The 25,258-nt window shown below is 56.0% G+C and carries 24 protein-coding genes; 13 read left to right on the forward strand and 11 right to left on the reverse strand.

The window, feature by feature from the left end; all coding sequences use genetic code 11:
* Positions 1 to 146 precede the first annotated feature (146 nt).
* The 4 genes from ABGB15_RS14035 to arsC all read left to right on the forward strand — a co-directional run bounded on the left by ABGB15_RS14035 (position 147) and on the right by arsC (position 4,356).
* On the forward strand, positions 147 to 1,832 hold the full coding sequence (locus ABGB15_RS14035) for an aspartate:alanine antiporter (protein ID WP_152084012.1): 1,686 nt from the start codon (positions 147 to 149) through the stop codon (positions 1,830 to 1,832).
* A 542-nt stretch (positions 1,833 to 2,374) separates the two neighbouring features.
* A complete protein-coding gene (locus ABGB15_RS14040; RefSeq protein ID WP_152084011.1) occupies positions 2,375 to 3,082 on the forward strand; it encodes a hypothetical protein in 708 nt (235 codons plus the stop codon).
* 221 nt (positions 3,083 to 3,303) lie between these two features.
* Positions 3,304 to 3,783, forward strand: coding sequence for a type VI secretion system tube protein TssD (locus ABGB15_RS14045; protein ID WP_215723438.1), 480 nt, complete (start codon positions 3,304 to 3,306; stop codon positions 3,781 to 3,783).
* Positions 3,784 to 3,924: 141 nt separating this feature from the next.
* Positions 3,925 to 4,356: a glutaredoxin-dependent arsenate reductase gene (arsC, locus tag ABGB15_RS14050; protein WP_215723437.1), complete on the forward strand. Its 432-nt coding sequence runs from the start codon at positions 3,925 to 3,927 to the stop codon at positions 4,354 to 4,356.
* A gap of 21 nt (positions 4,357 to 4,377) precedes the next feature.
* On the opposite strand, the gene ABGB15_RS14055 is transcribed toward arsC, so the two are convergent.
* Entirely contained in the window at positions 4,378 to 4,929 is a 552-nt protein-coding gene (locus ABGB15_RS14055) for a TetR/AcrR family transcriptional regulator (RefSeq protein WP_215723436.1), read from the reverse strand.
* Positions 4,930 to 5,011: 82 nt separating this feature from the next.
* On the opposite strand from ABGB15_RS14055, the gene ABGB15_RS14060 reads away from it, so the two are divergent.
* Entirely contained in the window at positions 5,012 to 6,226 is a 1,215-nt protein-coding gene (locus ABGB15_RS14060; RefSeq protein WP_215723435.1) for an MFS transporter, read from the forward strand.
* A complete protein-coding gene (locus ABGB15_RS14065; RefSeq protein ID WP_215723434.1) occupies positions 6,216 to 7,028 on the forward strand; it encodes a Cof-type HAD-IIB family hydrolase in 813 nt (270 codons plus the stop codon). The genes ABGB15_RS14060 and ABGB15_RS14065 overlap by 11 nt, the downstream gene beginning before the upstream one ends.
* Before the next feature lie 46 nt (positions 7,029 to 7,074).
* Here the strand turns inward: ABGB15_RS14065 and ABGB15_RS14070 are convergent, their stop codons facing one another.
* Entirely contained in the window at positions 7,075 to 8,307 is a 1,233-nt protein-coding gene (locus ABGB15_RS14070) for an MFS transporter (protein ID WP_152084004.1), read from the reverse strand.
* Between the two features lie 167 nt (positions 8,308 to 8,474).
* Between ABGB15_RS14070 and ABGB15_RS14075 the strand changes: the two genes are divergently transcribed.
* The 3 genes from ABGB15_RS14075 to deoR all read left to right on the forward strand — a co-directional run bounded on the left by ABGB15_RS14075 (position 8,475) and on the right by deoR (position 10,645).
* Positions 8,475 to 9,203 (forward strand): phosphatase PAP2 family protein, encoded by a 729-nt coding sequence (locus ABGB15_RS14075; protein WP_215723433.1) that lies wholly within the window; start codon positions 8,475 to 8,477, stop codon positions 9,201 to 9,203.
* A 7-nt stretch (positions 9,204 to 9,210) separates the two neighbouring features.
* On the forward strand, positions 9,211 to 9,819 hold the full coding sequence (ybjG, locus tag ABGB15_RS14080; protein ID WP_215723432.1) for an undecaprenyl-diphosphate phosphatase: 609 nt from the start codon (positions 9,211 to 9,213) through the stop codon (positions 9,817 to 9,819).
* A 67-nt stretch (positions 9,820 to 9,886) separates the two neighbouring features.
* Positions 9,887 to 10,645: a DNA-binding transcriptional repressor DeoR gene (deoR, locus tag ABGB15_RS14085; protein ID WP_215723431.1), complete on the forward strand. Its 759-nt coding sequence runs from the start codon at positions 9,887 to 9,889 to the stop codon at positions 10,643 to 10,645.
* 83 nt (positions 10,646 to 10,728) lie between these two features.
* Here deoR and dacC read toward each other — a convergent pair whose 3' ends face one another.
* The gene (dacC, locus tag ABGB15_RS14090; RefSeq protein WP_152084000.1) at positions 10,729 to 11,934 is read right to left on the reverse strand and encodes a serine-type D-Ala-D-Ala carboxypeptidase; all 1,206 of its coding nucleotides are present in this window, start codon (positions 11,932 to 11,934) and stop codon (positions 10,729 to 10,731) included.
* A 247-nt stretch (positions 11,935 to 12,181) separates the two neighbouring features.
* Between dacC and ABGB15_RS14095 the strand changes: the two genes are divergently transcribed.
* Entirely contained in the window at positions 12,182 to 12,808 is a 627-nt protein-coding gene (locus ABGB15_RS14095) for a glutathione S-transferase family protein (RefSeq protein ID WP_152083999.1), read from the forward strand.
* Here the strand turns inward: ABGB15_RS14095 and ABGB15_RS14100 are convergent, their stop codons facing one another.
* Both ABGB15_RS14100 and bssR read right to left on the reverse strand, forming a co-directional pair.
* Entirely contained in the window at positions 12,809 to 13,927 is a 1,119-nt protein-coding gene (locus ABGB15_RS14100) for a PQQ-dependent sugar dehydrogenase (protein WP_215723430.1), read from the reverse strand.
* Positions 13,928 to 14,033: 106 nt separating this feature from the next.
* On the reverse strand, positions 14,034 to 14,417 hold the full coding sequence (gene bssR, locus ABGB15_RS14105) for a biofilm formation regulator BssR (protein WP_152083997.1): 384 nt from the start codon (positions 14,415 to 14,417) through the stop codon (positions 14,034 to 14,036).
* 216 nt (positions 14,418 to 14,633) lie between these two features.
* Between bssR and rimO the strand changes: the two genes are divergently transcribed.
* Positions 14,634 to 15,959, forward strand: coding sequence for a 30S ribosomal protein S12 methylthiotransferase RimO (rimO, locus tag ABGB15_RS14110; RefSeq protein ID WP_152083996.1), 1,326 nt, complete (start codon positions 14,634 to 14,636; stop codon positions 15,957 to 15,959).
* A 63-nt stretch (positions 15,960 to 16,022) separates the two neighbouring features.
* Here rimO and gsiD read toward each other — a convergent pair whose 3' ends face one another.
* From gsiD to iaaA, 5 genes are read right to left on the reverse strand one after another with little or no spacing between them, the layout of a single operon-like run.
* Positions 16,023 to 16,934, reverse strand: coding sequence for a glutathione ABC transporter permease GsiD (gene gsiD / locus ABGB15_RS14115; RefSeq protein WP_152083995.1), 912 nt, complete (start codon positions 16,932 to 16,934; stop codon positions 16,023 to 16,025).
* A 1-nt stretch (position 16,935) separates the two neighbouring features.
* A complete protein-coding gene (gsiC, locus tag ABGB15_RS14120) occupies positions 16,936 to 17,856 on the reverse strand; it encodes a glutathione ABC transporter permease GsiC (RefSeq protein WP_152083994.1) in 921 nt (306 codons plus the stop codon).
* Between the two features lie 5 nt (positions 17,857 to 17,861).
* Positions 17,862 to 19,400, reverse strand: a complete 1,539-nt coding sequence (gene gsiB / locus ABGB15_RS14125; protein WP_152083993.1) for a glutathione ABC transporter substrate-binding protein GsiB — start codon at positions 19,398 to 19,400, stop codon at positions 17,862 to 17,864.
* A 23-nt stretch (positions 19,401 to 19,423) separates the two neighbouring features.
* On the reverse strand, positions 19,424 to 21,277 hold the full coding sequence (gene gsiA / locus ABGB15_RS14130; protein ID WP_215723474.1) for a glutathione ABC transporter ATP-binding protein GsiA: 1,854 nt from the start codon (positions 21,275 to 21,277) through the stop codon (positions 19,424 to 19,426).
* A gap of 10 nt (positions 21,278 to 21,287) precedes the next feature.
* Positions 21,288 to 22,226: a beta-aspartyl-peptidase gene (gene iaaA, locus ABGB15_RS14135; RefSeq protein WP_215723429.1), complete on the reverse strand. Its 939-nt coding sequence runs from the start codon at positions 22,224 to 22,226 to the stop codon at positions 21,288 to 21,290.
* A gap of 188 nt (positions 22,227 to 22,414) precedes the next feature.
* Here iaaA and moeA point away from each other — a divergent pair, with 188 nt between their 5' ends.
* Together moeA and moeB are read left to right on the forward strand one after the other, a co-directional pair.
* Positions 22,415 to 23,647, forward strand: coding sequence for a molybdopterin molybdotransferase MoeA (gene moeA / locus ABGB15_RS14140; RefSeq protein ID WP_215723428.1), 1,233 nt, complete (start codon positions 22,415 to 22,417; stop codon positions 23,645 to 23,647).
* Between the two features lies 1 nt (position 23,648).
* Positions 23,649 to 24,401: a molybdopterin-synthase adenylyltransferase MoeB gene (gene moeB / locus ABGB15_RS14145; RefSeq protein ID WP_215723427.1), complete on the forward strand. Its 753-nt coding sequence runs from the start codon at positions 23,649 to 23,651 to the stop codon at positions 24,399 to 24,401.
* Positions 24,402 to 24,487: 86 nt separating this feature from the next.
* Here moeB and fsa read toward each other — a convergent pair whose 3' ends face one another.
* The gene (gene fsa, locus ABGB15_RS14150) at positions 24,488 to 25,150 is read right to left on the reverse strand and encodes a fructose-6-phosphate aldolase (RefSeq protein ID WP_215723426.1); all 663 of its coding nucleotides are present in this window, start codon (positions 25,148 to 25,150) and stop codon (positions 24,488 to 24,490) included.
* Between the last annotated feature and the right edge of the window lie 108 nt (positions 25,151 to 25,258).

The following is a 25,258-nucleotide window of genomic DNA, read 5'->3' on the forward strand; positions in this document are numbered from 1 at the left end:
TAATACGATTAAACTAACCGCCTGCTAGTGTTTTAGGGAATTTTTAAGGAAACAGGGAGTATTGCTGTCTTTCCCTGGCTCTGAAAACAGTAGCCCAAATAGTCCTTTCATTCAACAACTTACTGGTAAACAAGAAGTTAGCCTCCGTGAATATAAACGTCGCAGACTTGTTAAATGGGAATTACATCCTGTTATTATTTGTGGTACTGGCACTGGGCCTTTGTCTGGGAAAATTGCGCCTGGGTTCAGTTCAACTTGGTAATTCCATTGGCGTTTTAGTCGTCTCCTTATTATTAGGTCAGCAACATTTCAGCATTAACACGGACGCACTTAACTTAGGTTTTATGCTGTTTATTTTTTGTGTTGGTGTGGAAGCAGGACCCAACTTTTTTTCAATTTTCTTTCGCGACGGCAAAAATTATCTAATGCTGGCGCTGGTGATGGTCGGTAGCGCGCTGCTGATCGCGTTGGGGCTGGGCAAACTGTTTGGCTGGGATATCGGGTTAACGGCCGGTATGTTGGCAGGTTCTATGACCTCCACGCCGGTGCTTGTGGGGGCGGGCGATACTCTGCGTCATTCCGGCATGGCGGGAGCGTCGCTTTCTACCGCGCTCGACCACCTGAGCCTCGGCTATGCCCTGACCTACCTGATTGGTCTGGTAAGCCTGATTGTGGGTGCCCGCTACCTGCCAAAACTGCAGCATCAGGATTTACAGACCAGTGCGCAGCAGATTGCCCGCGAGCGCGGCCTGGATACCGACTCCAAACGTAAAGTCTACCTGCCTGTGATTCGCGCCTACCGCGTGGGGCCAGAGCTGGTGGCGTGGGCGGACGGTAAAAACCTGCGTGAGCTGGGAATTTACCGCCAGACAGGTTGTTATATCGAACGAATTCGTCGCAACGGTATCCTGGCGAACCCGGACGGCGACGCGGTGCTGCAGATGGGCGACGACATCGCGCTGGTGGGCTACCCTGACGCCCACGCGCGCCTCGACCCGAGCTTCCGTAACGGCAAAGAGGTGTTCGACCGCGATCTGCTCGACATGCGCATCGTTACCGAAGAGATTGTGGTGAAAAACCATAACGCCGTCGGCCGCCGTCTGGCGCAGCTAAAGCTGACCGACCACGGCTGCTTCCTGAACCGCGTGATCCGCAGCCAGATTGAGATGCCAATTGATGACAACGTGGTGCTCAACAAAGGTGACGTTTTGCAGGTTAGCGGCGACGCCCGCCGCGTGAAAACCGTTGCCGACCGCATTGGCTTTATCTCCATTCACAGCCAGGTCACCGACCTGCTGGCCTTCTGCGCTTTCTTTATTGTCGGCCTGATGATCGGGATGATTACCTTCCAGTTCAGCAACTTTAGCTTCGGCATCGGTAACGCCGCCGGACTGCTGTTTGCGGGGATCATGCTGGGCTTCCTGCGTGCGAACCACCCAACCTTCGGCTATATCCCGCAGGGTGCGCTGAACATGGTGAAAGAGTTCGGTCTGATGGTCTTTATGGCAGGCGTTGGCTTAAGCGCCGGTAGCGGCATTGGCCACAGCCTGGGAGCCGTCGGCTGGCAGATGCTGGTTTCGGGGCTTATCGTCAGCCTCGTCCCTGTGGTGATCTGCTTCCTGTTTGGTGCTTACGTGTTGCGTATGAACCGCGCCCTGCTCTTCGGCGCGATGATGGGTGCGCGTACCTGTGCCCCGGCGATGGAAATTATCAGTGATACCGCACGCAGCAACATCCCGGCGCTGGGCTATGCGGGGACCTATGCCATCGCCAACGTACTGCTTACCCTGGCGGGTACATTGATCATCATCATCTGGCCTGGTCTCGGATAACTCTCAAGTTTGCGCGTGGCAGAAAAAATTTTTGTTACGCGCAGAACTTTTTTATCAGGGGGCAGTCATAACTAGTGCCACTGCTTTTCTTTGATGTCCCCAATTTGTGGAGCCCATCAACCCCGCCGTTTTGGTTCAAGGTTGATGGGTTTTTTGTTGTCTGAAAAATTACCTTTTTTTAAATCAATGGTTTATGCCACCACTTTCCCTTACATGGCGACATCGTCGCGGCAGAACTTTCGGATTTTGTAAGAAGTCATTCAATATCGAACTCATCTATTTCACTTCTTGCTCAAGACAGATTGTGTTTGGGTTAAAAAATATCAGGTCATAATCTTAAAAAGACTCTGCTTGTCGTAAACATGATCTGCTTTGAACTTCCATACAAGTGACGAGAATACTCTGGAGTGGATAGAAGCACACTCTGGAGGGAACAAGAATGACGTTTCCAAGCGCAGTAATGGCAACTGAACTCATCGTAACGGTCTTAGAGAATGCGGCAAAAGAACGCTCGATTGAGCTGAAGTACGAGGCCAGTAAGCATGTACCATTCTGACGAGATCATCCGACAGCTTCAGAGCCAAAAGATACTGGCAACGAAGCTGGACCGGGCGGTACGCGCTGTAGGTAAAGAGGTAAAGAACCACCTGAATAATATAGGTGCCGGTGCCCAACGCCTGCTGTACTACACCTCCTGCTTTACCGATGAATATTACGATGTATGCATCAGACAAAACCTGGAGGATGCTCGCTTCCGAAAGGGCATATTCCATCTCGTTTCTCGCTGGAACATTGTGTTTGACATAATCAACACATACGTTGAGGAGCTGGTAAAAGATTTTTCCCCGGCAGAATTAGCAGCGATACAGCATGCTCTAATGCGCGCTAATGTTTACATATCCACCAGCACGCTAACCTCGTATTCATTCTCTGCAGGCGTCGCATCGACTGTTTGCCTCTATGTGACCATTCCACCTTCGGGACTAAAGGTCGTTTCAGGGTTAACGGGCGCTGCTATTGGCGGGCTGGGGATATATGGGATTGTGCAAAAGGCCGCTGACAGCGCTCGCCGTCTGCAAGTGATACATCCCGCCTACTATCAAGCGTTGTATCTACGAGAGCTAGAGATGATGTATTTCCTGGTGGAGCCTGCGTTTATGCGCGCGGGCGTGCTAACCCAACAGTGGACTGATAACCAAAGCCCTTATGGTGCTGCGGACACGATCCTGAAGCTAATGGGTAGACACTGATGAGCTTTCTAAGACTCTGGCTCAAATCTCAGGCTCAGTTTTTCTTCTGGACCTATGTCCCCATCCTCCTCACGTTCATTTTTGGTTATGTCCTTGACGTTTACTTCCCTGAGGTTAATCAAGGATTCATCCTCCTGTTTTACCTGGTAACACTGGGACTGGCTTACTGGATATGGCATTGAAGACCATCAATGCTTCACGCTCACTAATAAGGAAATTATATGCTGACACCCGCACACCTATGGCTTGAAGACGAAAACGGCTCGCCGGTTGTCGGTAGTTGCATGATGCCCACACGTCTTGGTTCCATAGAGCTAAAATCGTTCTCCCACGGTGTTACTATTCCCGTTGACTCAAGCTGGGGCAAGCTGACCGGCACGCGCGTCCATCGTCCTGTCACGATAGTCAAAGAGTTTGATCAGACTACCCCGTTTCTTTACCGCGCCGTGTGCGAAGGGCGAGTTATGAAGAAGGGGAGCATTAAGATGTACCGCATTTTGGAGTCCGGTATCGAGGCCGAATATTTCAATATCGTGATGGAAAATGTTAAGTTCACGACAGTGGCACCATTCCTGACCCCTAACGGGATGAGCAGCACCCATCTTGAAACGATCGAATTGCGTTATGAAGCAATCTCCTGGAAGTACACGGAGGGGAATATCATTTACCGTGACACCTGGAACGATCGCTGTTGCGCCTGAGCAGAGAAGAGTACTGAAAAACCGCCGGCCTGCCGCTCATTGTGTCGAACCTGGTCAACATTGATGACGTTGCCGGTCCTGTTTGTATCGCTCGCCGCGCTGGCGTTACGTCTCTCCTTCACACAATAATGAGTAACGGATATGACCCACATCACCATCTATCACAACCCATCTTGCGGCACCTCACGTAACACGCTGGAGATGATCCGCAACAGCGGCACGGAGCCAGAAATTATCCTCTATCTGGAAACCCCACCGTCGCGCGATAAGCTGACCGCACTGATTGCCGATATGGAGATTTCCGTGCGGGATCTGCTGCGTAAAAACGTGGAGCCCTACGATCAACTTGGTCTGGCCGAAGAAAGATTCACCGACGAGCAGCTTATCGATTTCATGCTGCAATACCCGATCCTGATTAACCGTCCGATCGTGGTGACGCCGCTGGGCACTCGCCTCTGCCGCCCTTCTGAAGTCGTCCTCGACATTCTGCCTGAGGCGCAAAAAGGGGCGTTTACCAAAGAGGATGGTGAAGCGGTCATTGACGCCAGTGGGAAGAAAATCGCCCAGAAATAGATGAGGCCGGGGCGAGCACGGCTAACACCCACCCTCGCCCGCAATCCGTCCCACCATCGCCCGGATCTCCTCCCGCGACAGCGGCTGTCTGTCGGTCACAAAGTGCAGCGTCATCCCTTCGATAAACGCGTCCAGCGCTCTGGCTGTAACCGGATCAAACCACTGCTCAAGCGTGGTCTGGCTCATCTTCATCCAGTCCTGCATCACCGTTTTCAGCGCCGCACTGCGGTGCATAAAGGCATACAGCTGATACATCAGCGCCATGTTGTGCGGCGTGGTGACTTGTGAGCTGTGGATTAACGTGGTGATGGACTCGCATGCCATCTCCGGGCCAGCCACGCCCGCAAAGAAATCACGATACTGCTGCGACATCTGTCGGGTAAACCACGTGAATGCCTCTTCCAGCAGCGGCTCTTTGCCGTCGAAATAGTAGGTCATCGATCCCAGCGGCACGCCCGCACAGCTGGCGATTTTACGGTGCGTAACGGCATGGATACCATGCTCAGCAATGGTGTCCAGCGTGGCCTGGAGGATCTTTTCCCGGCGCTTAGGGTCGTTCGGCGGTCTGCTCATAAATTCCTCATGCGGTTTATGTACAAATGTACACAAAGTTGCTAGTGTTGTCGCTATTGTTGTACTTCTGGTGCTTATCCCAATGACGTTGACCTCTCCCCGTAAAGCCCTGCAGCTGCGCATGTGGGCGCTGTTTATGTTCTTCTTTATTCCTGGGCTGCTCATGGCTTCATGGGCAACGCGTACCCCCGCTATCCGCGATATTTTGTCCGTTTCAACGGCCGAGATGGGCATCGTGCTGTTTGGCCTGTCGATTGGCTCCATGAGCGGTATTCTTTGTTCGGCCTGGCTGGTGAAACGCTTTGGCACGCGGGCGGTGATCCGCACCACTATGTGCTGCGCGGTAGCCGGAATGATAGTGCTGAGCGTGGCGCTGTGGTTTGCTTCTCCTGTCCTGTTTGCGCTGGGACTGACGGTCTTTGGCGGAAGTTTTGGGGCCGCAGAAGTGGCGATTAACGTCGAAGGGGCGGCTGTCGAGCGTGAGATGAACAAGACGGTGCTCCCGATGATGCACGGCTTCTACAGCTTCGGCACGCTGGCGGGCGCGGGTGCGGGGATGGCACTGACGGCATGGGGTATCGCTGCTAACCTGCATATTTTACTGGCCGCGCTGGTCTGTATTATCCCCATTCTGATCGGCATCCGGGCGATCCCTGACGGCACAGGTAAAAACTCCGCAGAAGAACAAAAATCCGCCGAAAAAGGGCTACCATTCTACCGCGACATCCAGTTAATGCTGATTGGCGTGGTGGTGCTGGCGATGGCCTTTGCCGAAGGCTCTGCAAATGACTGGCTGCCGCTGCTGATGGTGGATGGACACGGGTTTAGCCCCACCTCCGGCTCACTGATCTACGCCGGGTTTACGCTGGGGATGACCGTCGGACGCTTTACCGGCGGCTGGTTTATTGACCGCTACAGCCGCGTGGCGGTGGTTCGCGCCAGCGCCCTGCTGGGCGGCTTAGGCATCGCAATGATCATCTTTGTGGATGTGGACTGGATTGCCGGCGTCTCCGTGATCCTCTGGGGGCTGGGAGCATCGCTTGGTTTCCCGCTCACCATTTCCGCCGCCAGCGATACCGGACCGGATGCGCCGACGCGCGTCAGCGTGGTGGCAACCACAGGCTACCTCGCCTTCCTCGTCGGGCCACCGCTGCTCGGTTTCCTCGGTGAGCACTACGGGTTGCGCAGCGCGATGCTGGTGGTGTTAGGGTTAGTCATTATTGCGGCGCTGGTGGCGCGCGCGGTGGCAAAACCGGAAGCAGAACAAACGTCAATGGAGAAGGGATATGAGCGTTAAACTGATTGCAGTCGACATGGATGGTACCTTTCTGAGCGATGCAAAGACTTACAACCGTGCGCGTTTTCTGGCGCAGTACGCGCGCATGAAGGAGCAAGGCATTCGCTTCGTGGTTGCCAGCGGCAACCAGTATTACCAGCTGATCTCATTTTTCCCGGAGATTGCACATGAAATTTCGTTTGTTGCCGAAAATGGCGGCTGGGTGGTTAGCGCAGGGGAAGATGTCTTTAATGGCGAATTGACGAAAGCACACTTCGATACCGTGGCCGCCGTGTTAAACGATGTGCCAGGCATTGAGATTATCGCCTGCGGAAAAAGCAGCGCCTATACCCTGAAGGCTTATGACGATGTATTCAAAGCGATCGCCGCGAAATACTATCATCGGCTGGAAATGGTGAACAATTTTGACCATCTGAACGATATCTTCTTTAAGTTCGGGCTTAACGTCTCCGATGCTGAAATACCGCGTATTCAGGCATTGCTGCATGAAAAACTGGGCGACATTATGGTGCCTGTCACCACCGGCCACGGCAGCATCGACCTGATTATCCCCGGCGTGCATAAGGCCAACGGCCTGCGGATATTGCAGGAACGCTGGGGGATTGAAAACAGTGAAGTGGTGGCGTTTGGCGACAGCGGTAACGACGTGGAAATGCTGCGTCAGTCCGGCTTTAGCTTTGCGATGGCAAATGCCAGACCGCAAATTAAAGCGGTGGCCCGGTTCGAAGCGCCGCACAATAATAACGAAGGTGTTTTAGACGTGATTGAGAAAGTGTTGAACGGAGAAGCGCCGTTTCATTAACATCGTGCGGTCTGGTGCCCTCTCCCAAAGGGAGAGGGAAGAAGGATTAAGGTTGCAGGGCGTTTCCGACACGTTTGTCTTTCAGGAACACCACCATCAACCCGACCCACAGCACGCCGTTGGCAAGGTTAAACAGGCTGAACAGCCCGTTGCCGCCAAAAGCATAGGCGTGCTTGCTCACCTCAATACCAACAGTGAAAATCAGCATCTGCAGCATACCCATCGCCGCGGACACCGTGCCTTTACTCATTTCGCTGGCAAAGAGCGTCAGACGCACCAGTCCGGCATTCGCCAGACCAATACCAAAAGCATAAATACTCAGCCCCGCCGTCATCCACAGGTATGCATGCGATGACGCGACAGTCGCAACCGCCGCCACAATCAGCCCTGCCGCGATCGGCCAGCCACCCATAATGATCAAGGAACGCACGGTCCGACGCGACGTCAGGCGAGCCAGCACCAGGTTACCGATAATCAACGCCCCGAAGATTGGCACCTGCAGCAGGCCATACTCATAGCTGCTGAGCTGTTCACCGCTGATAATAATCACCGGCGACTGGGCGATCCACGCCAGAAGCGGCAAACTGACAAAGCCCGTCGCCAGCGCACCTGCGACAAAACGGACGTTTTTCAGGACCTCTTTATAATCCCGACCCAGCTCTTTCAGCGAGAGCGTTTCCCCCAGTCTGGTGGCGGTTTCCGGCATTGCACGATGCAATCCAAAGAAAGAGATAGCGGCAAGCACCGCAAAGAGAATAAACATCCCTTCCCACGGCGCAACGTGTACCCACGCAGCCCCCACCAGCGGCCCCAGCAACGGCGCGATCAGCGCCACGTTCGCCATCAGCGCGGTAATTTTGATGCACACCGCCTCTTCGAACGATTCCTGAATCGCGGCATACCCCACGGCACCAATGAAGCACAGGCTGACCCCCTGCAGGAAGCGCAGCAGAGTGAATTGTTCAATATTTTGCGCCAGCAGCGTGGCAAGACAGGTGACGATAAACCACACCACGCCGGTCAGCATCACCGGACGACGGCCAATACGATCCGACAGCGGTCCTAACAACCACTGCAAAAACATGCCGCCAGCCAGATAGGCGGTCATGGAGGTCGGCACCCACTCAATACCGGCGTTGTACTGTTCCACCACGGCCAGCATACCGGGCTGGATCATATCGTTGCCGATGTAGGTAGAGAATTCGTAGAGCACCAGACACAGAGGAAACAGTAACGCCTGACGACCCAGACGGTTACCGGAAGAAGAACGGTTTAACATGCAGTCTCTTTATGATGAAAAAATCGCGATGAGTGTAATGAATTGCCGCTGCCTGAGATAGCACATTATCGAGAAAAAACAGAAATAAAGCACATATCGTTGTTGTTTAAGGTTTCCTTAAGTTGGCCCCCCTATGATAGCGCTATTTCACGTCATTAACCGAAATTATGGCACATATCTTCAGCCCTTCAGAATTGTCTAAGTTACCGACAACTAAGACAAAACAACTTTACCGTTTGCCGACCCGCTTTTATGGTTATCAGCTTTTCGTGCTGATCGTCTTCGCGGTGTTGTTTACCTGGCTGTCACGTGACGAAACGCTCGACAGGTGGATCACCGGTTTCTGGTACGACGCCGCCGCACAGCGTTTTCCGCTGCAGCAAAATCCCCTGCTGGATCTGCTGAACCACCGGCTGGCGAAGTACGTTGCGATTGCGATGGCTGCCGTGGCGCTGATTTACGGGGCATGCAAACGCAATGCGCGGCTGGTGACTGCCGCGTTGCTGATGGGACTGGGCACGCTGGTGGTCGGTGCGCTGAAAAGCATTAGCCACCATAGCTGTCCGTGGGACCTGGTGGAGTACGGCGGAAAAGCGGTCTCTTACCCGCTGTTTAGCGCAGTACCGGCAGCGAGCGGGCCCGGACGCTGCTTCCCCGGCGGGCACGCCTCAAGCGGCTTTATGGTGATGGGGCTGTTTTTTGCGTTCTGGCGCGAACGTCCGCGCCTGGCCTGGAGCTTTGTCGTGCTGGGTGCCGTAGCAGGGCTGGCAATGGGTTACGGCCAGGTGATGCGCGGGGCACATTTTTTCTCTCACAACCTGTGGGCTGGGTGGTGGGTCTGGTTTTCTCAGGTGGTGGTCTACGGCCTTGTTTCCACCTGGTTTGCTAAAGAGTGATGAGGGTATGTTAGAAAATCTGAACTACGGACTGTTTTATCTGATCAACGCCACGCCAGCCTCGCCGGAATGGATGATTGATATCGCCACCTTTATTGCAAAGGATTTGATCAGCATCGTTCCCGCGCTGGCCGCTATTCTCTGGCTGTGGGGGCCACGCAAACAGGTGAACGCGCAGCGCCAGCTAGTTATCAAAGTGGCGATGGCTCTCGGTGTCAGCGTGCTGACCAGCTATGTTCTGGGACACGTGTTCCCGCACGAGCGTCCCTTCGTCGGGCATGTAGGATATAACTTCCTGCACCATGCGCCGGATGACTCCTTCCCGAGCGATCACGGTACGGTGATTTTCACCTTCGCACTGGCGTTCCTGTTCTGGCATCGCCTATGGTCCGGAGCGGTGCTGATGGTAATAGCGGCCGCTATCGCCTGGTCCCGCGTTTACCTGGGCGTGCACTGGCCGCTGGATATGGTGGGCGGGTTCCTGGTGGGGCTGATGGGCTGCGTGAGCGCGGCGATCCTGTGGAGCCTGTTTGGTCCGGAGCTTTACCGCGGGCTGTCTCAGCTTTATCGCATTCTGTTTGCTATCCCGATCCGTAAAGGCTGGATACGTGACTAATCCTGGCTCAACAGGTTACACTTGAACCCCCGCCCTGCGGGGGTTCACTTTTCTATCCCGAGGATCTATGGAAACACGACGCGATGACCGCATTGCTCAGCTGCTCCAGGCGCTGAAGCGCAGTGATAAGCTGCATCTCAAAGAAGCCGCTAGCCTGCTCGGCGTCTCGGAGATGACCATTCGTCGTGACCTGAACAGCGACAGCGCGCCCGTCGTGCTGCTGGGCGGGTACATCGTCCTTGAGCCGCGTAGCGCCAGCCATTATCTGATTAGCGATCAGAAAACGCGTCTGGTAGAAGAGAAACGCAAAGCCGCACGGCTCGCGGCCTCGCTGGTACAGCCGCATCAAACGCTGTTTTTTGACTGCGGAACGACCACGCCGTGGATCATCGAAGCCATCGACAGCAGCCTCCCGTTTACCGCCGTGTGCTACTCATTAAATACCTTCCTGGCACTGCAGGAAAAACCGGAGTGCCGGGTGATCCTCTGCGGCGGTGAGTTTCATGCCAGCAACGCGATTTTTAAGCCACTGAACCTGCAGGACACGCTTAACAATTTATGCCCGGATATCGCCTTTTACTCTGCGGCAGGCGTGAATGTGCGTCAGGGAGCGACCTGCTTTAACCTCGAAGAGCTACCGGTGAAACACTGGGCGTTGAACGCAGCGCAGTACCATGTGCTGGTGGTCGATCACAGCAAGTTTGGTAAGGTGCGTTCGGCAAGAATGGGTGAGCTGGCGCAGTTTGACGCCATCGTGAGCGATTGCCGTCCGGATGACGAGCTGGCGGCGTATGCAAAAGCGCAGCAGATTAAGTTGATGTATTGAGAGGGGTGCGGTCTGATGCCCTCTCCCACGGGGAGAGGGAGAAAAACGTAGGCCGGGTAAGCGCAGCGCCACCCGGCAAAAACTTAACTAAACCAACTGCCAAACCACCCGTGGAATTTCATTAATACGAAATCCCACATCCGGCTGAAGAAGCCGCCCTCTTCCACCGCTTCCATAACCACCAGCGGACGCTGTTCAATCGACTTACCATTAAGCTGGAAATCAATCGTCCCGACGACCTGGCCTTTTTTCAGCGGTGCAGTCAGTTGTGGCTCAGTCAGCGTGAAGCTGGCTTTCAGGTTTTTCAGTTGACCGCGCGGGATGGTCACCGAACCGGCTTCACCCGCCCCCAGATTCACCTCACGCTTGTCACCAAACCAGACGCGCTGGCTGACGAAAGTCGCATCCGGCTTAATCGGCGTTACGGTTTCGAAGAAGCGGAAGCCCCAGGTCAACAGTTTTTCTGATTCGTTAAAACGAATGCGGTCGGTTTTAGTGCCCAGCACCACCGAAATCAGGCGCATATCGCCCTGGGTCGCCGAGGCCACCAGGTTGTAGCCCGCGCCCGCTGTCGTCCCGGTTTTCATGCCGTCAACGTTGACGTTGCTGCTCCACAGCAGACGGTTACGGTTCGGCTGGCGGATCTTATTGAACGTAAACTCTTTCTCTTTGTGAATCGCGTACTCATCCGGCACGTCATGAATCAGCGCTTTACCCAGCAGCGCCATATCACGCGCGGTACTGAACTGACCCGGCGCATCCAGACCGTGGACGGTTTTGAACGTCGTGTTGGTCAGCCCCAGCTTTTGCGCATAGCCGTTCATCAGGCCGATAAAGGAGTCCTGGCTGCCAGCCACGTAATCCGCCAGCGCAATACAGGCGTCGTTGCCGGACTGGATAATGACCCCTTTGTTCAGATCGGAAACCGAAACCTGATCGCCTGGTTTCAGGAACATCACGGAGGAGCCACGCAGCGCCGGGTTGCCGGTCGCCCAGGCATCTCTTCCAACAGTGACCATGTCATCAAGTTTGATTTTGCCCGCTTTTAATGCCTGGCCCACCACGTAGCTGGTCATGATTTTGGTCAGGCTGGCCGGATCGAGCTTTTCATCGGCGTTGCCTTCCGCCAGCACTTTACCGCTGGCGTAATCCATTAAGATCCAGGCGCGTGCATCGACAGGCGGAGCTTCGGGCGCTGCCTGTTCCGCCGCATAAAGTGTTGGTGCAAAAAGGAAAAGCAGCGCAGAACCTGCCGCGAGGCTGCGCAGAGAAGAAGTTTTTTGCGTCATAAATGCCACCCGAGTGTCCTTTCTAAAAATCACGTCACAATCACCGTGTCGCAAGAAGCGATGAGTAATAGCGCACTACAGCGTTCAAAGAAACCTAAACCAGGTAAAGTTTTTAAAGTTTATGCAATAACATTCAGATACGCTTTGATAAGCGCGATTTTTTTGTCCTCTGTTGCGTAATTGTTAGCTTTATCTCACCATGGCGTATCGTGGGCTCTGATTCTGTTTGACTATTGTGGGAGTTAATATGATTACGCTGTGGGGCAGGAACAATTCAACCAACGTTAAAAAAGTGCTCTGGACGCTGGAAGAGCTGGATTTACCGTTTACGCAGGTGATGGCAGGTTTACAGTTTGGCGTCAATCACGAGGCTGAGTATCTGGCCATGAACCCGAACGGCTTAGTGCCGCTGCTGCGCGATGAAGAGACCGGGGCGACGCTCTGGGAATCTAATACGATCGTGCGATACCTCGCCGCCCAGTACGGTCAGAGCCGCCTGTGGGTAGAGAGTCCGGCTCAGCGCGCCCAGGGTGAAAAGTGGATGGACTGGGCAAACCAGACGCTCTCTCCCACTCACCGCGTGATCCTGATGGGGCTTATCAGAACGCCCGAGCCAGAACGCGATTACCCTGCCATCCACGCCGCACAGGACGCCTGCGAAGCGCTTTTTGCGATGATGGACGACGAGCTGGCGAAGCATACATGGTTCTCTGGCGACGCCTTCGGCGTGGGTGATATCGCCGTTGCGCCGTTCGTCTGGAACCTGACCAACATGGGCCTGACGTGGACGCCGCGCCCGCACCTTGAGCGCTGGCTACAGCAGCTCAGCGAGCGCCCGGCGTACCGTAAGGTGGTCATGATCCCGGTGAGCTGATTACGCGCCGGACGGGCTGACTTTCAACAGTTGCCCGTCCGACTCATCGGTCAGGACATACAGATAGCCATCCGGCCCGACCCGCACATCGCGGATACGCTGATCTTTATCACCCAGAATACGCCCGTCCTCGGTCACCTTGTTGCCATCCACGCTCAGCACAATAATGTCTTTTTCCTTCAGCGCACCGATAAACAGCTTGTTTTTCCACTGCGGGAAAACATCGCTATTGTAAAACGCCATGCCGCTCACGGCGGGTGACACCTTCCAGACAAACAGCGGTTTTTCTGTTCCTTCCACGTGCTCGCCTTTGGCTTCCGGGATCTTCAGGCCACTATAGTTAATGCCGTGCGTCGCCAGCGGCCAGCCGTAGTTTTTGCCTTTCTCCGGGATGTTGATTTCATCCCCGCCGCGTGGCCCATGCTCGTTGAGCCATAACGTGTCGCTCCACGGGTTCATCGCCATACCCTGCGGGTTACGAATACCCAGGGACCAGATTTCCGGCCGCGCGCCAGAGGTGTTCACAAACGGATTATCCGGCGGCACTTTCCCGTCTTCGGTCAGGCGCACCACTTTACCCTGCAGCTTATCCAGATCCTGCGCCGTTGGACGCTGGTTATTTTCGCCTAAACCGATGAAGAGATAGCCTTTCCCGTCAAACACCAGCCGGCCGCCAAAATGGTTACCGGTGGAGAGTTTCGGCATCTGACGGAGTACCACCTGGAAACCCTCGATGCGCGACAGATCGTCACTCAACCGACCATACCCCACCGCAGTCCCCGCTTTTCCGTCATTACCCGCCTCGGCGTAGCTCAGCCAGATGCGGCGTGATTTTTCAAAATCCGGTGCCAGCACCACGTCCAGCAATCCCCCCTGTCCGCTCGCCCACACCTTCGGTACACCGACAATCGGATCGGAAAGCCCTTTCCCCGCCTGCCAGTGTTTAAGCTGCCCGTCTTTTAACGTTACCAGCAGCCCCTTATTGTCCGGTAAAAAGGCCAAAGACCAGGGATGATCGAGCCTGGTTTGCAATACCTCGACCTTCACCGCATCCGGGGCAGCAAGCAGCGAAACAGGGAATAATAATGCAGGAATGAAAATCAACGAGGATCGATGCATAACGCGCTCCTTTGTCGGCATATGGCATAAAGATTAGCCACAACGCCCGGTCGCGTTATCACTTTTACAAAATCTTAATCAGAAGGGGGAGTCGCCTCCCCCAGGCTTAATGCTGTTCAAGCGTCTCCTGCTTGTTCAGACACATGATGCATAGAGAGAGCGTCGTCAGGCAGTTTTCGAGCTTCTCTGCGTTGACAGCAATAAAATTCGGGCAGTCATGGCGTCCGGTCATCAGACATACCCCGGCAATGGAGAGCACCTCAGCGGCGCGGCGCAGAGCAACCAGCTCGCTTTCAGCGCATTCCGCTTTCAGAACAGGTGCTTTTTCACGCATAAAGTTGCCAAGTTCAAAGAGATTATCACGCAGATGTTCGCTTTCGCTGACTGACATATACCCTTTCGCCTTTCTCAACTGCAGATACGCGGCAAGGTCGATTCGGGCGTTGATCAGCTTGTTAAGCAGATCGCGTTTCAGTCTGTCAACGGACATGCTATTTCCTCCTCTGTCAGCCTTGTTGCACATTCAGAATAAGGTTATTTTTTGTACAATTTAATGCCTGAGATCAATAAAACGTAACTCGTTAACATTCTTTACAATGTTACAACGTCTGGCGAAGTCATCCGCCCCGCAAAGGGTGTATAAATCCCTCGCGGAACGCTGTAAAATCCCGCCCTGATAACTCCATAATTGATGAATTTTTAACCTATGAGCAATGTTACCCACCAGCCGAAAATCGGCTTCGTCTCCCTGGGCTGCCCGAAAAACCTGGTGGATTCTGAACGCATCCTGACCGAACTTCGTACCGAAGGCTATGACGTGGTGCCAAGCTACGACAACGCCGACATGGTGATCGTCAATACCTGTGGCTTTATCGACAGTGCGGTACAGGAGTCTCTGGAAGCCATCGGTGAAGCGCTAACGGAAAACGGCAAAGTAATTGTGACCGGGTGCCTGGGCGCTAAAGTGGATCAGATCCGCGAAGTACACCCGAAGGTACTGGAAATCACCGGCCCGCACAGCTACGAGCAGGTGCTGGAACACGTGCACCACTACGTGCCAAAACCAAAGCACAACCCGTTCCTCAGCCTGGTGCCGGAACAGGGCGTTAAGCTGACGCCGCGCCACTACGCTTACTTAAAAATTTCTGAAGGCTGCAACCATCGCTGCACCTTCTGCATTATCCCGTCTATGCGTGGCGATCTGGTGAGCCGTCCAATCGGCGAAGTGCTGGCGGAAGCCAAACGTCTGGCCGACGCGGGCGTGAAGGAACTGCTGGTGATTTCTCAGGATACCTCCGCCTATGGTGTAGACGTGAAACACCGCTCCGGTTTCCACAACGGCGAGCCGGTAAAAACCAGCATGGTTGGCCTGTGCGAACAGTTGTCTAAGCTGGGCATCTGGACGCGTCTGCACTACGTCTACCCTTACCCGCACGTTGACGACGTGATCCCGCTGATGGCGGAAGGCAAAATCCTGCCGTACCTGGATATTCCGCTGCAACACGCCAGCCCGCGTATTCTGAAACTGATGAAACGCCCTGGCTCCGTTGATCGCCAGCTGGCTCGCATCAAACAGTGGCGCGAAATCTGCCCGGACCTGACTCTGCGCTCCACCTTTATCGTCGGCTTCCCTGGTGAAACCGAAGAAGATTTCCAGATGCTGCTCGACTTCCTGAAAGAAGCTCGCCTGGACCGCGTAGGCTGTTTCAAATACAGCCCGGTAGAAGGCGCAACGGCTAACGAGCTGGCGGATCAGGTGCCGGAAGAGATCAAAGAAGCGCGCTGGAACCGCTTTATGCAGTTGCAGCAGCAGATCTCTGCTGAACGTCTGCAGGAGAAAGTGGGCCGCGAAATTCTGGTCATTATCGACGAAGTGGACGAAGAAGGCGCGATTGGCCGCAGCATGGCGGATGCCCCTGAAATCGACGGCGCGGTCTACCTGAACGGTGAAACCAACGTCAAGCCGGGTGACATTATTCGCGTGAAGGTTGAAAACGCGGACGAGTATGATTTGTGGGGTAGCCGGGTTTAATCTTCCTACTCCTTTGTTGTAGGCCGGGTAAGGCGTAGCCGCCACCCGGCACATTCTACCGCACTACCCCTTAATCCTCGGGTCCAGCGCATCGCGCAGCCCGTCTCCCAGCAGATTAAACGCCAGCACGGTCAGGAAAATCGCCAGGCTCGGGAATATCGCTACGTGCGGCGCAATCACCATATCCGCTCTTGCCTCGTTCAGCATCGCGCCCCACTCTGGCGTCGGTGGCTGCGCCCCCAGCCCCAGAAACGACAGGCTGGCCGCCGAGATAATCGACACCCCGATACGCATCGTAAAATAGACCACGATTGACGACACCGTACCCGGCAGAATATGGCTGAACAGGATCGTGGCATCGCTGGCTCCCATGCTGCGCGCCGACTCAATAAACGTCTGCTGCTTGAGTACCAGCGTGTTACCGCGCACCAGGCGGGCGAACGCCGGAATGGAAAAGACCGCCACGGCGATGATCACATTCGCCATGCCGCTCCCCATAATGGCGACGACGGCAATCGCCAGCAGAATACCGGGAAACGCAAACAGCACGTCACACACGCGCATGATAATGCGGTCCCACCAGCCCTCGTAATACCCGGCGACAAGACCGAGTACCGTCCCAATGATTGCGCCAATCAATACCGCAAAGACCCCGGCCGCCAGCGAGATCCGTGCCCCTACCAGCACACGGCTGAAGATATCGCGCCCGAGCGAATCCACGCCAAACCAGTGCAGCATCGACGGTCCGTCGTTCAGACGGTCATAATCAAAGTAGTTTTCAGCATCAAACGGAGCCACCCACGGAGCGATAACTGCCACCACAATCAGCAGCAGAACAAAAAGCCCCGCCGTCATAGCCACTGGCTGGCGACGAAAGCGCCGCCAGAACTCAACCCACGGCGTGCGGATGTGGTCCGGCTTAAGCCCCGGCATAGCGTTTACAATGGCCTGGCGACGCCAGTTCAACAATCGCATCTTACTTATACCTGATGGCCGGGTTAATGGCGGCGTAGAGCACATCCACCACTAAATTGATAAGAATAAACTCCAGCGAGAAAAGCAGAACTTCCGCCTGAATGACCGGGTAATCACGCATTTCGACCGAGTCCACCAGCAGACGCCCCAGCCCCGGCCAGTTAAAGACCTTTTCCACCACGATAGAGCCGCCCAGCAGGAAGCCGAACTGCAGCCCCATCATTGTTACCACCGGGATCATCGCATTGCGAAAACCGTGCTTGAGAACCACCCATTTTTCACTCACCCCTTTCGCCCGCGCGGTGCGGATATAATCTTCACTCAGCACGTCAACAAACGAGGCGCGGGTAAAGCGGGCCATCACCGCCGCCACGGCCGCGCCCAGAGTTACTGAAGGCAGAATGTAGTGCTTCCAGGTATCGGCCCCGACGGTCGGAAGCCAGCCTAACTCCACCGAGAAAATCTGCATCAGCAACATCCCAAGCGCAAACGCCGGGAAGGAGATACCGGTCACGGCCAGCGCCATGCCGAGCTTATCCGGCCAGCGGTTGCGCCAGATTGCCGCCACAATTCCGGCAGCAAGGCCAAACAACACTGCCCAGGCCATGCTGGTAATGGTTAACCAGAATGTCGGCATAAAGCGGCTGGCAATCTCTTCCGAAACCGGGCGACGGGAGACCATCGACGTCCCAAAATCGCCCTGCAACACGTTGCAGATATAGTGCAAAAACTGCTTATACAAAGGCTGGTCGAGGCCCAGTTGTTTGCGCACCAGTTCAATGACTGTCGCGTCCGCATCGGAACCGGCAACCAGCCGCGCCGGATCGCCGGGCAGCATATGGACAAATAAAAACACCAGCACCGCCACAATCAGCAACGTCGGGATAAGCCCCAGCAGGCGTTTACAAACATAATTCAGCATGAGTTTTATTTTAAATCCGCGTCATCGAAGCTGAAGCCCGTGTCCGGCATGATATAGAACCCGGTCAGCGCTTTGTTATGCGCCGACACCAGCTTCTCCACCACCAGCGGCACCCACGGCGACTCTTTCCAGATGATATCCTGCGCCTCTTTATACAGGCGCGCTTTCTCTTCAGGCTTCGTCGTTTTCAGCGCATCGGCCAGTGCTTTATCCACCTGCGGGTTGCTGTAAAAGGCGGTGTTGAACAGCGTTGGCGGCCAGTTCTGGGACGCAAACAGCGGCGACAGCGCCCAGTCCGCTTCACCGGTTGATGCCGTCCAGCCGGTATAGAACATCCGCACGCCGCTCTCTTTCTGCCCTTTGCCTTCAACTTCGGCGGCACGCTGTCCGGCATCCATAGCCGTCACCTGCGCTTTAATCCCTACCTGCGCCAGCTGCTGCTGGGTGAACTGCAGCACCTTCTGGGCGGTGCTGTGATTATGCGACGACCAGAGCGTGGTGCTAAATCCGTTCGGGAAACCCGCCTCTTTCAGCAGTTCACGCGCTTTGGCCGGATCGTAAGGCCACGGCTGATAACGCTGCGAGTATTGAATCGCTGGCGGCAGAACCCCGGTCGCGGGCGTTGCGTAGCCCGCAAAAGCTACCTTCACCAGTGCCTGACGGTTGATCGCATAGTTGATGGCTTCACGCACTTTAGGGTTATCAAACGGTTTTTGCGTGACGTTCATACTGATATAGCGCTGCATGATGGACGGGCTGGCGACCAGCTCCAGCTTGCTGTTTTTCGACAGCAGCGCCGCCTGCTCATAAGGGATCGGGAAGGCAAACTGCGCTTCGCCGGTTTGCAACATCGCCGCACGGGTGTTGTTATCAACGACCGGACGCCAGGTGATGGTGTCCAGCTTCGGCAGGCCCTTCTGCCAGTAACCGGCGAATTTCTTCACCTTCACAAAATCAGTCTGGTTCCAGGTGAGCAGCTCATACGGGCCGGTCCCGACCGGATGGAAGCCGATCTCTTTGCCGTATTTTTTCAGCGCGGCCGGGGAGATCATCGCCGTGGCCGGGTGCGCGAGAATATTAATAAACGCCGAGAATGGCTCTTTCAGAGTGATCTTCACGGTCGCCGGGTCTACGGCTTCAGTGCTGGCGATATTTTTATAGAGATTATAACGCTTGAGGCTGTTTTCCGGGTTGCTGGCACGGTCAAGGTTCGCCTTCACCGCTTCCGCGTTAAAGTCGGTGCCGTCCTGGAACTTCACGCCGGTTCGAAGTTTGATGGTATAGACCAGCCCGTCGTCCGAAACGGTATAGCTTTCCGCCAGCACGTTTTTCAGCTTCATCTCTTTATCCAGGCCAAAAAGCCCCTGGTAGAACGATTTTGCTACCGCCTGCGACAACGTGTCGTTCGCGTCATACGGGTCCAGCGTGGTGAAATTAGACCCAACCGCCACAACCACATCTTTGGCAGCGAACGCGGGGGCTGCGGCCAGGGCTGCCGTCACGCTCGCGGCTAACAGCCATGTACGAGCAACAAATTTAACCATTGTGTTCTCCTGCCTGTTGTAAGTTATAACCGCGAGAATGCATTGTCCTGGCGCGGTGGTGCGACAAAATGACCAGGGCCGACCTCACGCAACGTCACACGCTCCATGCTTTCGCCCCGCTTACGAATATTGCTCGGCATTTCATCCTGCAACAATACGCGCTGGGCGTGACGATGCGCCGGATCGGCGACCGGTACGGCGGCCATCAGCTTACGGGTATACGGGTGCTGCGGGTTTTCAAACACCGCCCGCCGGGGGCCAATTTCTACAATCTGCCCCATGTACATCACCGCCACGCGATGGCTAATGCGTTCCACAACCGCCATATCGTGCGAGATAAACAGGAATGCGATCCCCATATCTCGCTGTAAATCGAGCAATAAATTAATGATCTGCGCCCGGATAGAGACATCCAGCGCCGAAACGGACTCATCCGCTATCACCACTTTCGGGTTCAGCGCCAGCGCGCGCGCAATGCAAATACGCTGCCGTTGTCCGCCAGAAAACTCGTGCGGATAGCGCCAGGCGTGTTCCGGCTTCAACCCCACGCGCTCCAGCAGCCAGGCAACACGACGCTGTGCCGCCTCGCCGTCGAGCAGGTTGTGCACCCGCAGCGGCTCCATGATCGAGTACCCCACCGTGTGGCGCGGATCGAGGGACGCATACGGGTCCTGGAAAATAAACTGAATATCCCGGCGCACCGCCTGCAGCTTGCTCTCCGGCAGGGTATCAATACGCTCACCGTTAAAGGTGATGCTCCCCTCCTGAGACTCCACCAGCCTGAGTAACGCCCGTCCGGTGGTGGATTTTCCACAGCCTGACTCCCCCACCAGCGCCAGCGTTTCGCCAGGCCATAAATCAAAACTGACGTTTTCCACCGCATGCACTTCGCGCTTCACACGATTCAAAATCCCACTGCGCAGGGGAAAACGGGTGACCAGATCGCGCACTTCCAGAATCGGCTTGCCCGGCACCACGGTATCCTGTTCGGTTTCAGCTTCCTGCGCAGTCAGCGGAAAACGTCGCGGTAAATCACTGCCGTTCATCGCACCAAGACGCGGAACCGCCGCCAGCAGCGCTTTGGTGTAGGGGTGAACCGGGGCATGGAAAATTTGCTCAACGCTGCCCGTCTCCACGGCGTTCCCCTGGTGCATTACCAGTACGCGATCGGCGATATCCGCCACCACGCCCATATCATGGGTGATAAAGATCACCCCCATCTCCATCTCCTGCTGCAGAACTTTGATCAGCTGCAGGATCTGCGCCTGAATCGTCACGTCCAGCGCCGTGGTTGGTTCATCGGCGATCAGCACTGCCGGACGGCACGAAAGCGCCATCGCAATCATCACGCGCTGACGCATGCCGCCGGAAAGCTGATGCGGATAGCGCGCTAAAATCGACTGCGCCTCCGGAATACGCACCAGCTCCAGCATTCGTCTGGCTTCGTTGAGCGCCTCATCGCCGCTCAGCCCCTGGTGCAGGCGGATCGACTCCGCGATCTGCTCACCCACCGGAAAGACCGGGTTCAGCGACGTCATCGGTTCCTGAAAGATCATCGCGATATCTGCCCCGCGCACGCTCTGCATCTGCGAGGCGCTCATTTCGCCGATATCAATCACCTGACGGTTACGGCGGCGCAGCAGTATTTTGCCGCACGTCACCTGTCCACCGGTCTGTTCGAGCAGGCGCATCAGAGACAGCGCAGTGACTGATTTACCCGATCCAGACTCACCGACAATCGCCAGCGTTTCGCCGCGATTGAGCGAAAACGATAAATTCTGTACTGCGGGAACGAACTGCCGCTCTTCCTGAAACGCAATATTCAGTTGATGGACCGCCAGCACTTCCCGGCTGTCCAGCTCTTCACTGTGCGGCACATTTTGCCCCTTATTCACGATAGATCCCCGTACTGGGCTCATCACCGGCATAACCCCACGCGCGGTACATGCCTTCACTGTTGAACGGCAAGGCCACGTTGCCCTCGCGGTCGACGGCAATTAGCCCGCCGACGCCGCCCAGCGCGGGTAATTTTTCCATCACCACGCGTTCACAGGCCTCGGCCAGACTGAGCCCGCCGTAATCCATCAGTGCGGTAATGTCATACGCGGCCAGCGCGCGGATAAACACTTCACCCGTACCGGTACATGACACCGCAGCGGTGGCATTATTGGCATAACATCCGGCCCCCGGTAGCGGGCTGTCTCCAACGCGTCCCGGCAATTTGTTGGTCATACCGCCCGTCGAAGTCGCAGCAGCAAGGTTACCCGCTTTATCGAGCGCCACCGCCCCTACCGTGCCCATTTTGCTGCGCTCATCCAGCGGCGCGGCGTGATCAAGCTGCGCAACGCCCGCCGAACGCGCTTCCAGCAGTTGCTGGTAACGCTCCGGTGTCGAAAACGTATCGGGTGAAACGGATTCCATACCATGCTGACAGGCAAATGCTTCTGCGCCCGCCCCCGTCAGCAGTACGTGCGGGCTCTGCTCCATCACCAGACGCGCCGCCAGCACAGGATTACGCAGATGGCTTACGCCTGCGACGGCTCCCGCGTTAAGGGTAATACCGTCCATCACGCAGGCATCCATCTCGTGCGTTTCATCGCGGGTAAAAACCGAGCCGATCCCCGCATTAAATAACGGACACTCTTCCAGCAGGCGTACCGCCTCGGTGACCACGTCCAGCGCGCTTTCGCCCGCCTCCAGCATCCGCTGGCCTGTTTCCACAATGGCATACAGCGCGTCAATGTAGCGCTTCTCCTGCTCAGGGCTGAGCTGCGCACGGGTGATTGCCCCGGCACCACCATGAATTGCGATTACCGCATTAACCATTTCGCATCACCCGTCAGCCAGACTTACGGCTTTTTCTATAAATATCATTATCGTCGATGAAACTTCAGATGATTTTTGAATATAGAAAGACGCAACTGTGATGTAAAGCGTACGCCTATCGGGTCATACAGTTAGCCGCACTTTTCTGCCATAATGGACGCTTTCGTTGTTACTCCGCAGGAGCCCCCATGGATTTTACCGCCGGACTGATGCCGCTTGAGACGGCACTCACGCAGATGCTCGACCGCATTTCCCCGCTGCAGGACCACGAGACGCTGCCGTTAGCGCGTTGTTTTGGTCGCATCGCCGCACGCGATATCGTCTCCCCGCTTAATGTGCCAGGGTTCGATAACTCGGCGATGGACGGTTATGCAGTGCGCCTGGCAGATATCCAGACGGGTCAGGCGCTGCCTGTAGCGGGTAAAGCGTTTGCCGGACAGCCGTTTCACGGCGAATGGCCGGCAGGCACCTGCGTGCGCATCATGACCGGCGCGCCGGTTCCGGCAGGCTGCGATGCCGTGGTGATGCAGGAAGAGACCGAACAGACTGACAACGGTGTGCGTTTTACCGCCAGCGTCAACGCGGGCCAGAACATCCGCCGCGCGGGCGAAGACATTACTCTCGGCGCAACGGTGTTTGCCGCCGGACAGAAGCTGACGGTGGCCGAGCTGCCGGTGCTGGCGTCGCTTGGTATCGCTGAAATCGACGTCATCCGCAAGGTGCGCGTGGCGGTCTTTTCCACCGGTGACGAACTGCAACTGCCGGGCCAGCCGCTACAGGACGGCCAGATTTACGACACCAATCGTCTGGCGGTTCACCTGATGCTCGAACAACTGGGCTGCGAAGTGATTAACCTGGGCATTATTCCTGATGACCCGGAAAAACTGCGCGCGGCCTTTATTGAAGCGGATAAATCCGCCGACGTGGTGATCAGCTCCGGCGGCGTCTCCGTGGGGGAAGCGGACTACACCAAAACGATGCTTGAGGAGCTGGGCGAAATCGCTTTCTGGAAGCTCGCCATCAAACCGGGCAAACCGTTCGCCTTTGGCAAGCTGGCGCACAGCTGGTTCTGCGGCCTGCCGGGTAACCCGGTCTCGGCAGCACTCACCTTCTACCAGCTGGTGCTGCCGCTGCTGGCGAAACTTTCAGGCAACAACGCCAGCCCGCTGCCGGAACGCCAGCGCGTGCGCGCCGCAACGCGCCTGAAAAAATCGCCGGGCCGTCTCGATTTCCAGCGCGGTATTCTGGCGCGCAACGCCGATGGCGAGCTGGAAGTGCGCACCACGGGCCACCAGGGTTCGCACATTTTCAGCTCCTTCAGCCAGGGCAACTGTTTTATCGTGCTGGAGCGCGAGCGCGGCAACGTAGAAGCCGGTGAATGGGTTGAGGTGGAGCGCTTTAACCACTTGTTTGGAGGCTGATATGACGGTGGAACTGAGCGACCAGGAGATGCTGCGCTATAACCGCCAGATTGTGTTGCGCGGTTTTGATTTCGAAGGTCAGGAAGCACTCAAGGCGGCCAGCGTGCTGGTGGTCGGGCTTGGCGGTCTGGGCTGCGCTGCCGCGCAATATCTTGCCGCGGCGGGCGTGGGCAGGATGACGCTGCTGGATTTTGATACCGTATCGGTGTCCAACCTGCAGCGCCAGACGCTGCACAGCGACGCGACCCTCGGCCAGCCGAAAGTGGGATCTGCGCGCGAGACGTTAACGCGCATCAACCCCAACGTTCAGTTCACCCTGATTAACGCCCTGCTGGATGACGAGGCGCTGTTTGCACAGATTGCGCAGCACGATCTGGTGCTGGACTGTACCGATAACGTCACCATTCGCAACCAGCTGAACACCGGCTGTTTTGCTCATAAAACGCCGCTGGTTTCCGGCGCGGCGATCCGCATGGAGGGGCAAATCAGCGTCTTTACTTACGCCGAGGGCGAGCCGTGCTATCGCTGCCTGAGCCGTCTGTTTGGCGAGAACGCCCTGACCTGCGTGGAAGCGGGTGTCATGGCACCGTTAGTCGGCGTGATTGGCTCGTTACAGGCGATGGAAGCGATCAAGGTACTGGCGCATTACGGCACGCCAGCGGCGGGGAAAATCGTGATGTATGACGCGATGACCTGCCAGTTCCGCGAGATGAAGCTGATGCGTAATCCGGGATGTGAGGTTTGTAGTCAGTAAAAAAGTCGGGTGGCGGCTTCGCCTTACCCGACCTACAACGACTCGAACGTAGGCCGGGTAAGCGTTAGCGCCACCCGGCTACAGCATCAGATTGACAACCGTCCAAACGCCCCCTGCCAGTCCTGCTCAAACTTCACAATCGCCGCATCCACGGCCGGTGAAGTCATAAACTGCTGCGCCACGTCCAGCGGCAGCGTGATAGATTCACAGCCCGCCAGCAGGCAATCCAGCGCCTGACGCGGCGTTTTAAAGCTCGCGGCCAGCACTTTTGACTGTGGCGCATGCAGCGTCAACAGCTGTTGCAGCTCTACTACCGTCTGTATCCCGTCACCGCCCTGTGCATCCACGCGGTTAACATAAGGCGCGACATACTCAGCCCCTGCCAGCGCGGACAACATCCCCTGCGCCGCGCCGTACACCGCGGTGCCAAGCGTTGGAATGCCTTCAGCTTTCAGCATCTTGATCGCCGCCAGCCCTTCCGCCGTCACCGGTACTTTCACGACCAGGTCGTTAATTATCGCACGCAGCTTACGCGCATCCTCCACCATCCCTTCGGCGGTGGTTGCCATAACCTGCGCAAACAGACGGCCTTTCCCGCCCAGCGCATCGTGCAGTTCTGGCAGCAGGACGTCGAGCGGCGTTTTACCTGCCGCCACGATGCTTGGGTTAGTGGTTACGCCCGCCAGCGGGAAAATACGCGCCAGCTTTTTTACTGCCGCAACGTCGGATGTATCGAGATAAAGTTCCATGATGTCGCCCTCAAAATTAGCCTGTACTTACCCTATCACGGCAAAACCTGCTCAGGAGTTGACCTGCATCAATATAACTTTCATTCGAAAGTAATTTAATCTTCATAT

The sequence above is a fragment of the Enterobacter sp. MALB-1 genome (assembly GCF_041021625.1).
Classification (GTDB): Bacteria; Pseudomonadota; Gammaproteobacteria; order Enterobacterales; family Enterobacteriaceae; genus Enterobacter; species Enterobacter oligotrophicus.

Coding starts and splice junctions, on each gene's coding strand:
- ABGB15_RS14040 (WP_152084011.1), top strand. CDS start 2,375: ATGTACCATTCTGACGAGATCATCCGACAGCTTCAGAGCCAAAAGATA.
- ABGB15_RS14045 (WP_215723438.1), top strand. CDS start 3,304: ATGCTGACACCCGCACACCTATGGCTTGAAGACGAAAACGGCTCGCCG.
- arsC (WP_215723437.1), top strand. CDS start 3,925: ATGACCCACATCACCATCTATCACAACCCATCTTGCGGCACCTCACGT.
- ABGB15_RS14055 (WP_215723436.1), bottom strand. CDS start 4,929: ATGAGCAGACCGCCGAACGACCCTAAGCGCCGGGAAAAGATCCTCCAG.
- ABGB15_RS14060 (WP_215723435.1), top strand. CDS start 5,012: ATGACGTTGACCTCTCCCCGTAAAGCCCTGCAGCTGCGCATGTGGGCG.
- ABGB15_RS14065 (WP_215723434.1), top strand. CDS start 6,216: ATGAGCGTTAAACTGATTGCAGTCGACATGGATGGTACCTTTCTGAGC.
- ABGB15_RS14070 (WP_152084004.1), bottom strand. CDS start 8,307: ATGTTAAACCGTTCTTCTTCCGGTAACCGTCTGGGTCGTCAGGCGTTA.
- ABGB15_RS14075 (WP_215723433.1), top strand. CDS start 8,475: ATGGCACATATCTTCAGCCCTTCAGAATTGTCTAAGTTACCGACAACT.
- ybjG (WP_215723432.1), top strand. CDS start 9,211: ATGTTAGAAAATCTGAACTACGGACTGTTTTATCTGATCAACGCCACG.
- deoR (WP_215723431.1), top strand. CDS start 9,887: ATGGAAACACGACGCGATGACCGCATTGCTCAGCTGCTCCAGGCGCTG.
- dacC (WP_152084000.1), bottom strand. CDS start 11,934: ATGACGCAAAAAACTTCTTCTCTGCGCAGCCTCGCGGCAGGTTCTGCG.
- ABGB15_RS14095 (WP_152083999.1), top strand. CDS start 12,182: ATGATTACGCTGTGGGGCAGGAACAATTCAACCAACGTTAAAAAAGTG.
- ABGB15_RS14100 (WP_215723430.1), bottom strand. CDS start 13,927: ATGCATCGATCCTCGTTGATTTTCATTCCTGCATTATTATTCCCTGTT.
- bssR (WP_152083997.1), bottom strand. CDS start 14,417: ATGTCCGTTGACAGACTGAAACGCGATCTGCTTAACAAGCTGATCAAC.
- rimO (WP_152083996.1), top strand. CDS start 14,634: ATGAGCAATGTTACCCACCAGCCGAAAATCGGCTTCGTCTCCCTGGGC.
- gsiD (WP_152083995.1), bottom strand. CDS start 16,934: ATGCGATTGTTGAACTGGCGTCGCCAGGCCATTGTAAACGCTATGCCG.
- gsiC (WP_152083994.1), bottom strand. CDS start 17,856: ATGCTGAATTATGTTTGTAAACGCCTGCTGGGGCTTATCCCGACGTTG.
- gsiB (WP_152083993.1), bottom strand. CDS start 19,400: ATGGTTAAATTTGTTGCTCGTACATGGCTGTTAGCCGCGAGCGTGACG.
- iaaA (WP_215723429.1), bottom strand. CDS start 22,226: ATGGTTAATGCGGTAATCGCAATTCATGGTGGTGCCGGGGCAATCACC.
- moeA (WP_215723428.1), top strand. CDS start 22,415: ATGGATTTTACCGCCGGACTGATGCCGCTTGAGACGGCACTCACGCAG.
- moeB (WP_215723427.1), top strand. CDS start 23,649: ATGACGGTGGAACTGAGCGACCAGGAGATGCTGCGCTATAACCGCCAG.
- fsa (WP_215723426.1), bottom strand. CDS start 25,150: ATGGAACTTTATCTCGATACATCCGACGTTGCGGCAGTAAAAAAGCTG.